General features: G+C 64.6%; 10 protein-coding genes. 4 read left to right on the forward strand and 6 right to left on the reverse strand.

The window, feature by feature from the left end; all coding sequences use genetic code 11:
• Window positions 1-5 precede the first annotated feature (5 nt).
• The 5 genes from ACK28C_RS01025 to ACK28C_RS01045 all read right to left on the reverse strand — a co-directional run bounded on the left by ACK28C_RS01025 (window position 6) and on the right by ACK28C_RS01045 (window position 5272).
• Window positions 6-971 carry an ABC transporter permease gene (locus ACK28C_RS01025; protein ID WP_208872536.1) on the reverse strand — a complete coding sequence of 322 codons (966 nt, stop codon included), beginning with the start codon at window positions 969-971 and terminating at the stop codon, window positions 6-8.
• A gap of 149 nt (window positions 972-1120) precedes the next feature.
• Complete coding sequence (locus ACK28C_RS01030) at window positions 1121-2731, reverse strand: ABC transporter substrate-binding protein (protein WP_015555934.1); 1611 nt, start codon at window positions 2729-2731, stop codon at window positions 1121-1123.
• A 122-nt stretch (window positions 2732-2853) separates the two neighbouring features.
• On the reverse strand, window positions 2854-3912 hold the full coding sequence (locus ACK28C_RS01035; protein WP_208872535.1) for a M42 family metallopeptidase: 1059 nt from the start codon (window positions 3910-3912) through the stop codon (window positions 2854-2856).
• Between the two features lie 26 nt (window positions 3913-3938).
• Window positions 3939-4268, reverse strand: a complete 330-nt coding sequence (locus tag ACK28C_RS01040; protein ID WP_015555933.1) for a YbjQ family protein — start codon at window positions 4266-4268, stop codon at window positions 3939-3941.
• A gap of 164 nt (window positions 4269-4432) precedes the next feature.
• On the reverse strand, window positions 4433-5272 hold the full coding sequence (locus tag ACK28C_RS01045; RefSeq protein ID WP_208872534.1) for a transporter substrate-binding domain-containing protein: 840 nt from the start codon (window positions 5270-5272) through the stop codon (window positions 4433-4435).
• A gap of 279 nt (window positions 5273-5551) precedes the next feature.
• On the opposite strand from ACK28C_RS01045, the gene ACK28C_RS01050 reads away from it, so the two are divergent.
• Window positions 5552-7858 (forward strand): hydratase, encoded by a 2307-nt coding sequence (locus tag ACK28C_RS01050; RefSeq protein WP_015555932.1) that lies wholly within the window; start codon window positions 5552-5554, stop codon window positions 7856-7858.
• 76 nt (window positions 7859-7934) lie between these two features.
• Here the strand turns inward: ACK28C_RS01050 and ACK28C_RS01055 are convergent, their stop codons facing one another.
• On the reverse strand, window positions 7935-9434 hold the full coding sequence (locus ACK28C_RS01055) for a leucyl aminopeptidase (protein WP_015555931.1): 1500 nt from the start codon (window positions 9432-9434) through the stop codon (window positions 7935-7937).
• Between the two features lie 340 nt (window positions 9435-9774).
• Here ACK28C_RS01055 and ACK28C_RS01060 point away from each other — a divergent pair, with 340 nt between their 5' ends.
• From ACK28C_RS01060 to ACK28C_RS01070, 3 genes are all read left to right on the forward strand, one after another.
• Window positions 9775-10671 (forward strand): WG repeat-containing protein, encoded by an 897-nt coding sequence (locus tag ACK28C_RS01060; protein ID WP_409152332.1) that lies wholly within the window; start codon window positions 9775-9777, stop codon window positions 10669-10671.
• Between the two features lie 136 nt (window positions 10672-10807).
• The gene (locus ACK28C_RS01065) at window positions 10808-12232 is read left to right on the forward strand and encodes a YfcC family protein (protein WP_208872533.1); all 1425 of its coding nucleotides are present in this window, start codon (window positions 10808-10810) and stop codon (window positions 12230-12232) included.
• A gap of 481 nt (window positions 12233-12713) precedes the next feature.
• The gene (locus ACK28C_RS01070) at window positions 12714-13859 is read left to right on the forward strand and encodes an ABC transporter substrate-binding protein (RefSeq protein WP_208872532.1); all 1146 of its coding nucleotides are present in this window, start codon (window positions 12714-12716) and stop codon (window positions 13857-13859) included.
• Window positions 13860-14000 lie beyond the last annotated feature (141 nt).

Raw genomic sequence — 14000 nt, forward strand, 5'->3', positions numbered from 1 at the left:
TCCTCCTATCGCAGGTCGATGCGCGGGTCGATGACCACGTAGAGCAGGTCCACGACGAAGTTGATGGCCACGAACATCACGGCGACGAAGAGGATGTACGCCGCGATGATGGGTCGGTCCGCGCTGGACACCGCGTCGATCAAGAGCTTTCCGATGCCCGGCCAGGCGTAGATGGTCTCCGTGATCGTCGTGAAGGCGATCAGGTTGCCCAGCTGCAGGCCGAACACGGTGACCACGGGGATCAGCGTGTTCTTCAGGGCGTGTCCGAAGAGCACCTTTCCGGTGGAAACCCCCTTGGCCCTCGCGAACTTGACGTAGTCCCGGCGCATGTTCTCCTGCATCCCGGCCCGCGTCAGGCGAATGATCGTCGCCACGTTGCCGAGGGCCAGCGTGATGGACGGCAGGACGACGTGGGCCCAGCCGTCCGCGGTGGCAAGGCTCGTGGACACGCCCAGAATCGTCCCCACCGCGCCGCGTCCGGACACGGGCAGCACGCCGAGGTAAAGCCCGAAGAAGTAGATCATCACCATGCCGATCCAGAAGGAGGGCATGGAGATCCCCGCGATGGAGGCGGCCATGACGCACCGGCTGAACCGGCTCTTCGGGTAGGCCCCCGCCCACACGCCGAGGGGGACGCCCATGACGATGGAGAGGATCATGGCCACCGCCACGATGTCGAGCGTGGCCGGAAGTCGTTCGGCGATCAGCGTGAGCGCCGGCAGGCGGTACATGTAGGACTGGCCGAAACGGCCGTGAAGCGCGTTGTTGAGGAATATCCCGTACTGCACGTAGAGGGGCTCGTCCAACCCGAGCTGGGCCGACACCGCCGCGATCTCCTCCGGCGTGGCGTTCTCGCGCACCATGAGGTACACCGGGTTGCCCAGCACGCTCGTCAGGACGAAGACGATGAGCGACACGGCGAACATCACCAGGACCAGCTGCACCAGCCTCCTGGCAAAAAACTGAAGCACAACGTCACCTCCAAAAATTCATGCGGGGGACGCCGGAAATGCCTGAGCGTCACAAACGGGCACGGTCCAGGGAAAGGACCGTGCCCATTGCCCATACCGGCGTTTTTACGAAAGGGGCCCGAAGCCCCAGGGAAGAAGTCCGAGGTCCGTCAATCCTTAAACGAGATGTCCCAGGCGTAGACGAACTTGTTGTACCTGGGCGCGTAGTCGATGCGGCTGCCGACGGCGTAGAGGTCCATCTGGAAGTGCAGGGGGATGTAGGCCGTATCGTCCGCGGCCAGCTTCCACGCCCGTTTCACCAGGTCGGAGCGCTTCTCCGCGTCCACCGTCTGCATGGCCTCCTCGATGAGCTTATCGACCTCCGGGTTCTGGTAGTAGCCGCGGTTCACGCCGCCCCACCCCTGCTTCACGTACTCGCCGGGCTTCATGGAGTAGATGCAGTCCATCGCGATCAGGGCGCCCTCGCCCCCCGAGTCCGCCCAGCCGGTCTGGCAGAGGTGCGTGTTGTCGCCACTCTTGTTGGTGGCGCCGATGTAGGAGAAGAAGACGTTGCGGGACATCAGGTTCAGGTTGACCTTGATCCCCACCTTCTCAAGGTAGCCGGCTATGGCTCCGGCGATCGCCGCGTCGTTGATGTAGCGGTCGTTCGACGCATCGAGCGTCACCGTGAAGCGCATGCCGTCGGCCTGGCGGGGGTACCCCGCCTCGTCCAGCAGCTTCTCCGCCAGGGCGGGGTCGTAGGCCAGCCGCTTGACGTCCGGGTTGTAGCCGTTGTAGCCCTCAGGGCAGTAGGTGGCGGCGGGCACGGCGTAGCCGTTCATGACCTTGGAGATGATCTCGTCCTCGTTGATGGCGCGGTACATGGCCTCGCGCACCCGCTTGTCCACCATGGGGTTCTTTCCCGTCGGGGAGACGAGGGGGAACTTGGAGTCCTTGCTGGGCGACTCGACGCAGGACGGGTTCAGGTAGATGATGCGAAGGCTCGGCGCCTTCAGGATGGTGATGTCCTTCTGCTTCTCCAGCATGGACACGTCGCGCACCGGCACGTCCACGATCATGTCCACGGCGTTGGTCATCATGTTGGCCGTCCGCGTCCCCGCGTTCGTGATGGGCTTGTAGGTCACGTTCTCCGCCTGCGGCTTCTCGCCCCAGTAGCCCTCGTTGCGCTTAAAGACGATGCGGTCGCCCCGCACGTACTCCGCCAGCTCGTACTTGCCCGTCCCCATAGGGTTGTTGGCGTTGTAGTCCTCGTCGTGGGCCTCGCAGGTCTCCTTGTCCAGCATGTACACGTCCTTCAGGTGGCAGAGCAGGAGCGCGTTCGGCGCCTTGCAGGTCACCCTGACGGTGTGGTCGTCCACCTTCTCGTACTTCTCGACCGTGGCCAACGCATAGACGAAGGCGGACTTGCCCGCCAGCTGTGCCATGCCGAAGGAGTAGACGACGTCGTCCGCGTTGAAGTCGTTTCCGTTCGTGAACTTGACGCCCTTCCTGATGTGGAAGGTCCATACGGAGGCGTCCTCGTTCACGTCCCAGCTCTCGGCCAGGAGGGGCATGAACTTCAGGTCCCGGTCCAGGTCCACGAGCGGCTCAAAGACGTGCTGCATGATGGCGTTGTTGATCGTCTCGTTCAGCGTAAAGGGGTAGAAGGAGTGGGCGTCCGCCGTCAACCCGATGGTGACGTCGCGCGGGCCCGCCGCCCAGGCGCCGGAGGCCGAGAACACCAGCCCTGCCAACAACAAACACAGGATACTTCGCTTCATAATCGCTTCCTCCTCATGGGGTAGATCGCAGGAACGTCCTGCTGCTGTGATAGAGTATACCTCAAAAGCTCAATCTTCGGGGGCGGGGAGCGCCGTCCGGACACGCCCCGCCCCAGCCGGGCTCAGGACGCCATGGGCGCCGTCAAATAGGCGATCAGAAGCCGCAGGGCGGCGTCAATGGAGTCTGCGTGGGTGCGCTCGTAGCTGTGGGTCGCCTCCGCCGCCGGGCCGAAGCACAGGGCCCGGACGTCCTTCCCCGCCTTCAGGCAGGCCGAGGCGTCGGAGCCGTAGTTCTGGTAGGCGTCGATGCGGTAGGGGATGCCGTTCGCCTCCGCCAGGGCCTTCAGCTGACGCACCATGCGGCGGTCGTAGGGCAGGGCTCCGTCGCGGGAGAGGATCGTGACCGCGTGCTCGCTGGACGCCGTCCCCTCCGCCACGACGCCGATGTCAAGCGCCGCCACCTCCTCCGCGCGCGGCGGGATGGCGGGCGTGCCGTGGCCGATCTCCTCGTAGTTGCTGAGGTAGAGGTGCGTCGTGTGAGGCAGCTCCACGCCCCGACGGCGAAGGTCCCGGACGGCCGTCAGCAGGATGGCCACGCTGAGCTTGTCGTCCAGGAAGCGGGACTTGATGAACCCCGTCTCCGTCACCACGCTCCGCGGCTCAAAGGAGACGATGTCCCCCGCGTGGATCCCCAGGGCCTCCGTGGACGCCTTCGAGTTCGTCTCCACGTCCAGGCGGACCTCGACGTTCTCCTCCTTGCGGGGCTCGTCGCGCTTGTCGATGGGCGTCGCGTGCCGCGCCGCCCGATCCGGCAGGAGCGTCCCGTCGCAGGCCGCCCCATCCAGGGTGTGTACAGTGCAGTTCTCGCCCTCAAAGCTGCGCCAGTCGTAGCCCCCAATGGGGTAGAGGCGCAGGCGGCCGTTGTCCTTGATCTCGTGCACCACCGCACCCAGCGTGTCCAGGTGAGCCGCCACCACGCGCTGGCGGTCGTCGTCCCGCCCCCGCAGGACCGCCAGCACGGCGTCCTTCGCCGTCCGGGTCGGGGCCAGCCCCGCGTCCCGCAGCTCGCGTTCCGCCACGCTCATGACCGCGGCGCAGTCCCCGGACACGGAGGGGATGCTCAGCAGCTTCAAGGTCAGGTCAACCACGTCCTCAACCAGCAAATTCTTCTCGTAGCGCAAGGTTCAAACCTCCATCCGCTCGTCCGTCACTCGACCCTGGCAAGCCTCACGGCCGTTCCGCTGCAGGCGGCCATCAACATGCCGCCGTTGGGTCCCAGCACCTCGTAATCGACCCGGACCGCGAGGACCGCATCGGCCCTCAGCGCACGGGCCCGCTGCTGCATCTCCTCGAGGCTCCTCTCCCGCGCATCCTGCAACTCCTCCTCGTAGCCCGCGGAGCGGCCCCCGATGACGTTCCGGATGGCCGCTCCGAAGTCCTTGATGAAGTTGACGCCCAGGATCACCTCACCCGACACGATGCCGAGGTAGTCAACGACCCGCCACCCTTCCAGGTCGTTCGTCGTGGTCACGATCATGCCGATCCCTCCTCGAAAAAATTGACACGACGGCATTGTAGCACGCGAAGCGCCGAAAGGACACGCCAAGGCAAAAGACGGGGCCGCCGGCATGCCGGCGGCCCCGCGAAACGTCCAGTGCATCGCTCTTTTCTCCTTGCGCCCTCCGGGCGCAGGGATGCCTATCAGCGCTCCTTCTTCGGCCTGGCAACCCGGTCCTTCGTCCGCACCAGCCCAACCTGTCTCGATACCTCGTAGGGCTCGGAGAAGTCCATGAGCCTCTCGCGCTCCTCTGTGACGGCAATGCCCGAACAGATCATGTCAACCCATCCCTCTCCCACCACCAAAAAGAGCGCATCGAGAGGGTAGGCGACGACGCTGAGCTCCATGTCGAGCTTCCTGGCGACGGCGGCACAGACCTCGACGTCGAGGCCCATGAAGCCGCCCTCCCTCATGGTGTCGGGCGAAAAACCCGGCCCCATCCCCACCGTCAGCTTTCCGCCGGCGGCCCCCCGATTGAGGTCGATGTCCTCCGGCCTCGTGGAGGCCGGCTCCTGTCGGTGCTTCAGCACGATGGCCTCAAGCGTCCCGTCGGCCTTGAGCTCCGTCAGTGCCCTGTTGACCTTCTCCAACAGGGCCTCATTGCCCTTCCGGAAGCCGATGGCGTACCGTTCGGCGGACAGGGGCCCCGGCAGGATCGACAGGTCACCCGACGAAGCCTTGACGAAGTGCATGGCGGTCGCCTCGTCCATGACGGCCGCCTGGACCTTGCCCAGCTTCAGCGCCTCCGCGACGTCCTCCCCCCGGTCGAAGGCCGTCAGCCGATCCTTCGCCCGGTCGCCAAGGAGCGTTCTCGCGATCCCCTCCGCACTCGTCCCGCGCTGAACGCCGAGCTTCGCCAGCCTCAGGTCCGCCGGCGTCGCGAACGTCAGAGACTTCTCGACCGGACAGGCTCCGACCGCCGATGCCGGGACCGCATGGGCAAGAGCCACCAGCGCAACGCCCCCCAGGAAAACCGCAAACAAAAACCTTCTTATTGAAAAGACCTCCATTCATAATGATGTATCCATATTATAACAACAAAGCATCGACGGGCGACACGCACTCCTGATCCAAAGTATCTCATGACAAAGTTGAGATAAAATAAAGACAGCAGCCTGTGAACCGAAGTTGACCAACGCATACCGACAGGGGAGAAAAAACGCTCACAGGACGCGCCGTCACGCCTTGCGCGACGACCGATGGAAACGCAGCCACGCATTGACCCACGCTCAGGCGACTTTAACAATGATGGGGGGATTTTTATGGTCAAACTTTACGATGAAGGCGTATACCTCGTCCATGGTGCGGAGGTCGTCCCGGAGTCAGAGGCGGATAAAGTCCGGCAGCTGACCGGAAAGGACGCGGACAAGGCGACGGCCTTGCAGGGGACCATCGCCTGGGGCATACTCGAGGCTCACAACACGTCGGATTCCATGGAACGCCTGAAGATCAAGTTCGACGCCATGACCTCCCACGACATCACCTTCGTGGGCATCATCCAGACGGCACGGGCCTCCGGGATGGAGCGCTTCCCGCTGCCCTACGTTCTGACGAACTGCCACAACTCGCTCTGCGCCGTGGGGGGCACCATCAACGACGACGACCACCTCTTCGGCCTCAGCGCCGCAAAGAAATACGGCGGCATCTACGTCCCGCCCCACATCGCCGTCATCCATCAGTACATGCGGGAGAGCTTCGCCGGCTGCGGAAAGATGATCCTGGGCTCCGATTCCCACACCCGCTACGGCGCGCTGGGGACCCTGGCCGTTGGCGAAGGGGGCGGCGAGTTGGTGAAACAGCTCCTGGGTGACACTTACGATATCGCCCGGCCCGGCGTCGTGGCCATTTACCTCAAGGGGAAGCCCGCACCCTTCGTCGGCCCCCACGACGTGGCGCTCGCCATCGTCCGCGCCGTATACAAGAACGGATACGTGAAGAACAAGGTCATGGAGTTCGTGGGGTCTGGCGTCTCCTCGATGACGACGGACTATCGCAACGGCGTGGACGTCATGACGACGGAGACCACGTGCCTGTCCTCCATATGGCGGACGGACGGGGACACGAAAACGTTCCTGGAAAGGCACCACAGGGAGGGCGACTACAAGGAGCTGAACCCGGCGGAGATCGCCTACTACGACGGCTGCGTGGAGGTGGACCTGTCGGCGGTGAGGCCCATGATCGCGCTGCCCTTCCACCCGTCCAACGGCTATACGATCGACGAGCTCTACGGGAACCTGAAGGACATCCTCCAGGAAACCGAGGCCGCGGCGGAAAAGGTGGCCGAGGGCCGGGCGCGTTTCACGTTGCTGGATAAAATCACGCCGGACGGCAAACTTCTGGTGCAGCAGGGCGTCATCGGTGGCTGCGCGGGGGGAAATTACACGAACGTCGTCGAGGCCGCCCACTGTCTCAAGGAAAGGTCCTGCGGCGACGGTGAGTTCTGCCTCTCGATCTACCCGTCGTCCCAGCCGGTGTTCACGGACCTGGACAGGAAGGGCTTCCTTGCAGACCTGATGGACGCCGGGGCGGTGATCCGCACGGCCTTCTGCGGCCCCTGCTTCGGCGCCGGCGACACACCCGCCAACAACGCGCTGTCCATCCGGCACACGACGCGAAACTTCCCCAACCGGGAGGGCTCCAAGCCCGGTCAGGGGCAGATGGCGGCGGTGGCCCTGATGGACGCCCGCTCCATCGCCGCCACGGCGGCCAACGAGGGAAAGCTGACGAGTGCCGAAAATTTCGAGTGCCAATGGGGCGACGTGCCGGAGCACGACTATGACGACAGGGCGTATCGAGCCAGGGTCTACCAGGGCTGGGGGAGGGCGGCGCCGGAGACGGAACTCCGTTCGGGGCCCAACATCAAGCCCTGGCCGGAGATGGAGCCTCTGACGGAGAACGTCCTGCTGCGGGTGGCGTCGAAGATCCTGGACGAGGTGACGACGACGGACGAGCTCATCCCCTCGGGGGAGACTTCCTCCTTCAGGAGCAACCCCCTGGGGCTTGCGGAGTTTACGCTGTCGCGACGGGACCCGGAGTACGTGGGGCGGGCCAAGGCGATCCAGGCGCTCGAGGAGGAGCGCCGCGCCGGCCGCCAACCCGACGACGCCGGCCTGAAGGAGGTCTTCGCCCTCATCAAAAAGATACCCGGCCAGGAGAGCGTCGATCCAATGAAGGTGGAGATCGGCTCCGTCGTGTACGCCAACCGGCCCGGAGACGGCTCCGCCCGCGAACAGGCGGCCTCGTGCCAGCGGGTGCTGGGCGGTCTGGCCAACATCGTTCAGGAGTATGCCACAAAGCGCTACCGCAGCAACTGCATGAATTGGGGCATGATCCCCTTTCACCTCAAGGGCAGGCCGGACGCATTCGACGTGGACGACTACATCTACGTGCCGGATATCCGCAGGGCGCTGGACGACGACCTGAAGGACATTCCAGCATATGTCCTGAAGGACGGCCGCGCGTCGAAGGTTTGCCTTTACGTCCAGGACATGACGGCCGAGGAGCGGGAGATCATCAAGGCCGGGTGCCTCATCAACTTCAACAGGAATCGGCGAAAGCGGGGGAAGTGAACCGCAGGATTGAACCTCGAAGGCGGTCTTGGGCCTCCTTCTACGGAAGGCCCAAAGACCGCTCCCCGATCTTCCCTTAAAGCGAGGCCAGGTAGTCCAGGCAGGTGCGGACGCCGAAGGCGCTGGCCCCCCTCGCGTAGACGCCCCACGCCTTCTCCATGAAGTCCACGCCCGCGATGTCCAGGTGGGCCCAGGGGATCGCCCGATCCACGAAGTTCCCCAGGAAGAGGGCGGCGAAGGTCGCCCCGCCGTAGCGCTGGCCGGAGTTCACCAGGTCCGCAAAGGGAGACTTCAGTTTTTCCGCGATGCGGTCGTCCTCCGCGGGCAGCCGCCAGAAGCGCTCCCCGCGCCTGCGGGCCGAGGCCAGAAGCGCCTCCGACAGGCCATCGCTGCGCGAGAAGAGGCCTGCCCTCCAGTTGCCCAGGGCCACCGCGCAGGCCCCCGTCAGCGTCGCGATATCGACGATGGCGTCAGGGCGCATCTCGCTGGCCAGACAGAGGGCGTCCGCCAGGACCAGCCGGCCCTCCGCGTCCGTGTTGTTGATCTCGATCGTCTTGCCGTTGCGGGCGCGGACGATGTCGTCCGGCCTGAAGGAGGAGCCAGAGGGCATGTTCTCGGCCGAGGCCAGGATGCCGTGGACCTCCACGTCCAGCTTCATCTCCGCCGCACCGCGCAGGATGCCCATGACGCAGCAGGCCCCGGACTTGTCCCCCTTCATGGTGGTCATGGACGAGGCGGGTTTGATGTCGAGCCCGCCACTGTCGAAGGTGATGCCCTTGCCCACGAACACGACCTTACCGCGGGCCTTCCCGCCCCTGGGGACGTAGGAGAGGCGGATTAGCCGCGGAGGCGTCGCGGAGCCGCTGCCCACCGCCAGGAGCGCGCCCATGCGCTCCTCCTTCAACCGCGCCTCGTCCCACACCTCGCAGGCCAGCCCCAGTTCCTCCGCCATCGCCTGAGCGCGGTCGGCCAGCGCCGGCGGGTTGATGACGCAGCCCGGCTCGTTGGCCAGGTCCCGCGCCGCGACCTGAGCGGCAGCGTAGGTCATCCCCCGCCGCGCCGCGGCCTCGTCCAGGCCGGGGACCAGGACCTCCCGCAGAGCGAAGGGTCCCTCCTCGTCGTCCTCCTTCCGCTCCTTGTACTTGTCGAAGGCATAGCCGGAGAGCCCCGCCGCCTCCCCCACGACGACGGACCAGTCGGGCGCCTCCGGACCGAAGGGCCGCCCAGCCCCGACGTTCAGATGCGCCATGGGGACGAGGGCGGACTCGCAGCGATGGCGCCCCGCCTCGCGCAGGGCGGCGGTCAGCGCGTTCCGCACCGCCTCGGCATTGCAGGCCTCGTCCTCCCCATTGCCCAGCCCGACCAGGAACAGGTTCCGCACACCGCCGCTCAGGAGCGGCACCCGCAGAGACGTCCCCGTCTTTCCCGTGAAGTCCTTCCGCGCCGCCAGTTCCTTCACCGCATCCCGACAGGGCACCTCCGGCACCGACCTGCAGTCCTCCTCCCGCAGGAGCAGGACGACGGCTCCGCCGCTCCACCCCGCGGCGTCTCCACCACGCACCTTAAGCTCTACCATACACAAAGACCCCTTTCGCTGCAAATGGCCGTCATCCGCTCCGAAGGCGGAGCCGCCCCAGGGGCGAGAACCGCGATCGAAACCGACCGACGCCCTCTAACCCTACTTCAAAACCTCCGTTTTGTCACCCCGAAAAGTCGGGTGGAGGCACTTTTCTGCACAGGCGCAGAGGAGAGGCCGGGCCGCCCCGCAGCGCGCTTTTTTGATATAATTTGATATAATACGAAAGAGTAGGGGGATGACCTTCAAAAGTTCCCCTGTGAAACCGTTTGTGAATCCGCACGAAAGGACAAGGATGTCGATGGCCCTGAAAACAGCGCAAAAAAAACTGAAAAGGATTTTGACGTGCCTGCTTCCAGCCCTCGCCGCAGCGTTTTTTACAGTGGGGGCGGAGGCGGTGCAGACGTGCCCGCCGCGCGTCGTGATCGACTTCGAGTACGCGGAGGCGAGGGACTTCCACGAGGGGCTGGCCGCCGTGAAGTCCAACGACGCCTGGGGCTACATCGACAGCCTGGGGCGCATGGTCCTGCCCTTCGTCTATCGGGTCCCGGAGGCGGGGCCCTTCAGCGAGGGGGTAGCCTTCGTGGGAGACCGCTACATCGACCCCGACGGAAAGCCCGTCTTCGGGGACGCCACCTTCGAGGGAGGGCTGCCCTTCAGCCAGGGGTTCGCTGCCGTGCAGCACGGCGGCCTCTGGGGCTTCATCGACATGACCGGCCGGTTCGCCATTGCGCCGAGCTTCGAGGCAGCCGGCTCCTTCTCCCAGGGGCTTGCGCCGGTGCGGCGCAACGGACTTTGGGGCTACGTTGACGCAGCGGGGCACATGAAGATTCCGCCCCAGTTCCTGAGTGCCGGTCCCTTCAGCGAGGGCCTGGCCCCCGTGGAGGTCGAGGGGCGGTTCGGCTACATCGACGTGGCGGGACGGGACCGCATCCGGGCCTCCTTCGACGAGGCGGGCCCTTTTAAATACGGCCTCGCCCCCGTGAAACGCCACGCGAGCTACCGCGCCTGGGGCTACATCGACGCGCGGGGACGCCTCGTCATCCCCCACCGCTACAACGGGGCCCTGCCCTTCAGCGAGGGGGTCGCCGGGACGGCGACGGACGCCCGATGGAGCTTCGTCAACGTGCTGGGGGAGAACGTCCTGAACAATCAATACGACGAGGTGCGGCCCTTCAGCGAGGGCCTGGCCGCCGTGCGCCAGGAGGACCTGTGGGGGTACATCAGGGCGCAGTGAGGAACGATCCGGACGCGCCCGCATCGACCTCGCGGGCCGGCAGGCGTTCGGGCGCGGCCGCGCCGCAACCGTACAGATTCAGGAGGACTTCGTCCTCGCGATTTATTTCTATAATTATTTTTAGGAGGAATTCAAAGTGTCAGAGAACCCCAAGCCCCCCGCGAAAAAGCTTCGGGAGCTGCCCCACATCTTCGTGCTCCTCTTCTGCGTGCTCGTCCTGGCGACCGTCGCCACCCACATCGTCCCCGCGGGGCAGTACGCCAGGGTGATGGACGAGGGGCTCAAGAGGACGGTCATCGACCCCACCTCCTTCAAGTACGTGGAGGAGACGCCCGTCGGCCTCTTCGAGATGTTCGTCTCTCTGGAGCTTGGCCTGATCGAGGCGGCCAACATCGTCTTCCTCATCTTCGCGGCGTTCTCGTGCCTCTACCTGATGGAGAAGACCGGAGCCATCGACGCCAGCATCGCCCTGATGGTCCGCCAGGCGAAGAAGAACCCACGGTTCTCCCTGGGCCTGATCGTCGTCCTGATGACGCTCCTCTCCATCTGGGGCTCGACCGGGACGCTGTCCTATGAGGAGATCATCGCCTTCTCGCCGATCTTCGTGTCCCTCAGCATCGCGCTGGGGTACGATGCGCTCACCGGCGTGGCCATCTCCGTGGTCCCGGTGGGGATCGGCTTCGCCTCCGCCACCGTCAACCCCTTCACGATCGGCGTGGCACAGAGCATCGCGGAGCTCCCCGTGTTCTCCGGCATCGGATACCGCTGTCTCATCCTCGCCGTCATGACGGCCTTCAGCATCCTCTACGTCCTGCACTACGCGAACCGGGTGAAGAAGGACCCGTCGAAGAGCCTCGTGAGCGACGTCGATTACTCCGACTTCACCATCGACGACGAGAAGATGAACACGCCGTTCACGCTCCAGCGCAAGCTCTCGATGCTCGCGCTCCTCGTCGGCGTGTGCGTCATGGGCTACGGGCTGATCTTCCTGGGATGGTACATCAACCAGGTCGCCGCGATCTTCATGATCGTCTCCATCGTCGTGGGGATCATCAACCGCTGGGGGCCCAACCGCATCGCGGGCACGCTCTGCGACGGGCTGTCCAGGGGGGTCGTCGCCGCGCTGACCGTCGGCGTGGCCCGCGGCATCCTCGTCGTGCTCACGAAGGGCAACGTCATCGACACGCTGATCCACGGCTGCGTCAGCCTCCTCGAAAGCCTGTCCCTCTACGCAAGCGCCATCGGCATGCTGGTGTTCCAGAACCTGCTCAACTTCCTGATCCCGTCGGGATCGGGGCAGGCCGCCGTCGCCATGCCCATCATCACCCCCATCGCCGACCTCATCCACCTGAACCGGCAGATCGCGGTGCTGGCCTTCCAGTTCGGGGACGGCTTCTCCAACCTGCTGTGGCCCACGGGCTTCATGGTCATCGTCTGCGCCATGGTCAAGATCCCGCTCTCGCGCTACTATCGCTGGATCATCCCGTTCTACGCCCTCTGCTTCCTGCTCCAGGCCGCCTTCATCGTCGGCGCGGTCGCGATCGACTACGGCCCATTTTAAGCCAGGGGGGAGAGGGCCCTGCCGGAGCACATCGGCTCAGGCCCAGGTCCACAGGCAAAGTTTTTAACGTGCAGCGAGGGCAGGCTTTGCACATTCCTTCCGCACCGGACAAGTGCAGGATAATACCAATTCACGTTTTAAAGAAGACAAGAAAAGCCCCCCTGCAAGGGGGGCTGCCCCGCAGGGGCTGGGGGGTGTTGTTGTACCCAGGGAACAACCCCTCCGGTTCGCTGCGCGAACCACCTCCCCTTTCAGGGGAGGCAATCTACATTATTAGACGCGATTGGGTATAAAATCAACTTAACCTGTGCATAGATGCAATCCTCGATAAAGCCGTCGCAGATTGTGGATTTGGGTCAGGGCCCTTTACATTTTCGCGCCGGGCCGGTACAATAATAGTCATCAAATTGCTAAATTGCTGCTACTCAAAATTATTTTCATTGGCTTTCCCGAAATCTGAAATTATCCGGAGGTGGACACCTTGAGAAAGGCTTTAGCGGTACTGGCGATGGTTTTGGCGGTTTCAGGAGCGGCCTGTGCGGCGGAGGGCCCCATCAAGATCGGCTACCTTGCCGCGCTCACGGGCGATTACGCGCAGTACGGCATCACCGAGGTCAACATGGCGAAGATGGTGGTCAGCGAGACCAACGCCGCGGGAGGCGTCCTTGGCCGTCCCATCGAGCTCGTCGTCTACGACACGAAAACGCGCAACGAGGACGCGGTCAACGCGGTGCGCCGCATGATCGAGAGCGACGGCGTCTGCGTCATCGTCGGGGCCAACACCAGCGGCATCAACATCGCCACGGCGCCCATCGTGAACAAGGGGCGCGTCCCCCAGATCTCCACCATCGGGACCAACCCGCTGGTTACGGTGGACAACAAGGGCAAGGTCCGTCCCTACTCGTTCCGCATCTGCTTCACGGACCCCTACCAGGGCGCGCTGGCGGCCGACCTGGCCTACAACGACCTGAAGAAGACGAAGGCCGCCATCCTGTACAACGTCGGCTCCGACTACGCCCACGGGCTCCGGGAGTTCTTCACCAAGGACTTTCAGAAGCTGGGCGGCACGGTCGTGGCGGACGAGGGCTTCCGCGAGACGGACGTGGACTACCGCGCGCAGCTCACCACCATCAAGAACTCCGGCTCGGACGTCCTGTTCCTGCCGGGGATGGGCAAGGACATGGCGCTGGCCATCAAGCAGGCCCAGGAGCTGGGGCTCGACGTCACCGTCATCGGCGGCGACGGGTACGGCGAGTTCATGAACGAGATCGCGGGCGACGCCATGAAGGGGACGTACTGGATCAACCACACCTACCTGGGGGACCCGGTCATGGCCCCGATCTTCGCGCGCTACAAGGAAACCTACCACGACGAGTGCAAGGAGTTCGTGAACGGCACGATGGCCTACGACGCCATGTGGTGGGTCCTGGACGCCATCAAGCGCGCGGGTGCGGCCGAGGGGCCTGCGATCGCAAAGGCCCTCGAGGAGACGAAGGGCCTCAAACTGAACCACGCCACCCTCACCATCGACCCCGAAGACCACAACCCGCTGAACAAGGCGGGCATCATCTTGAAGGTCGGCGACGACCTGAACACGGAGTTCTACAAGAAAATAGAGCCGAAATAAACCGCATTCACGGAGGGGCCCAAGGCTGGCGTTCGTCGGTCCTGGGCCCCGTTTCTATGCGGCCTCACCACCTTTCGGAGCGCGGGCGCGGGACGCGAAAGGACCGACGGTCCGAGTCCCCAGGCGCTTGGGCGCCTCCGT

This window comes from Fretibacterium fastidiosum (genome assembly GCF_964642095.1).
GTDB lineage: Bacteria > Synergistota > Synergistia > Synergistales > Aminobacteriaceae > Fretibacterium > Fretibacterium fastidiosum.

Excerpts from the sequence above, each read along its gene's own strand:
- ACK28C_RS01030 (WP_015555934.1), bottom strand. The coding sequence starts at position 2,731 with ATGAAGCGAAGTATCCTGTGTTTGTTGTTGGCAGGGCTGGTGTTCTCG.
- ACK28C_RS01050 (WP_015555932.1), top strand. The coding sequence starts at position 5,552 with ATGGTCAAACTTTACGATGAAGGCGTATACCTCGTCCATGGTGCGGAG.
- ACK28C_RS01055 (WP_015555931.1), bottom strand. The coding sequence starts at position 9,434 with ATGGTAGAGCTTAAGGTGCGTGGTGGAGACGCCGCGGGGTGGAGCGGC.
- ACK28C_RS01040 (WP_015555933.1), bottom strand. The coding sequence starts at position 4,268 with ATGATCGTGACCACGACGAACGACCTGGAAGGGTGGCGGGTCGTTGAC.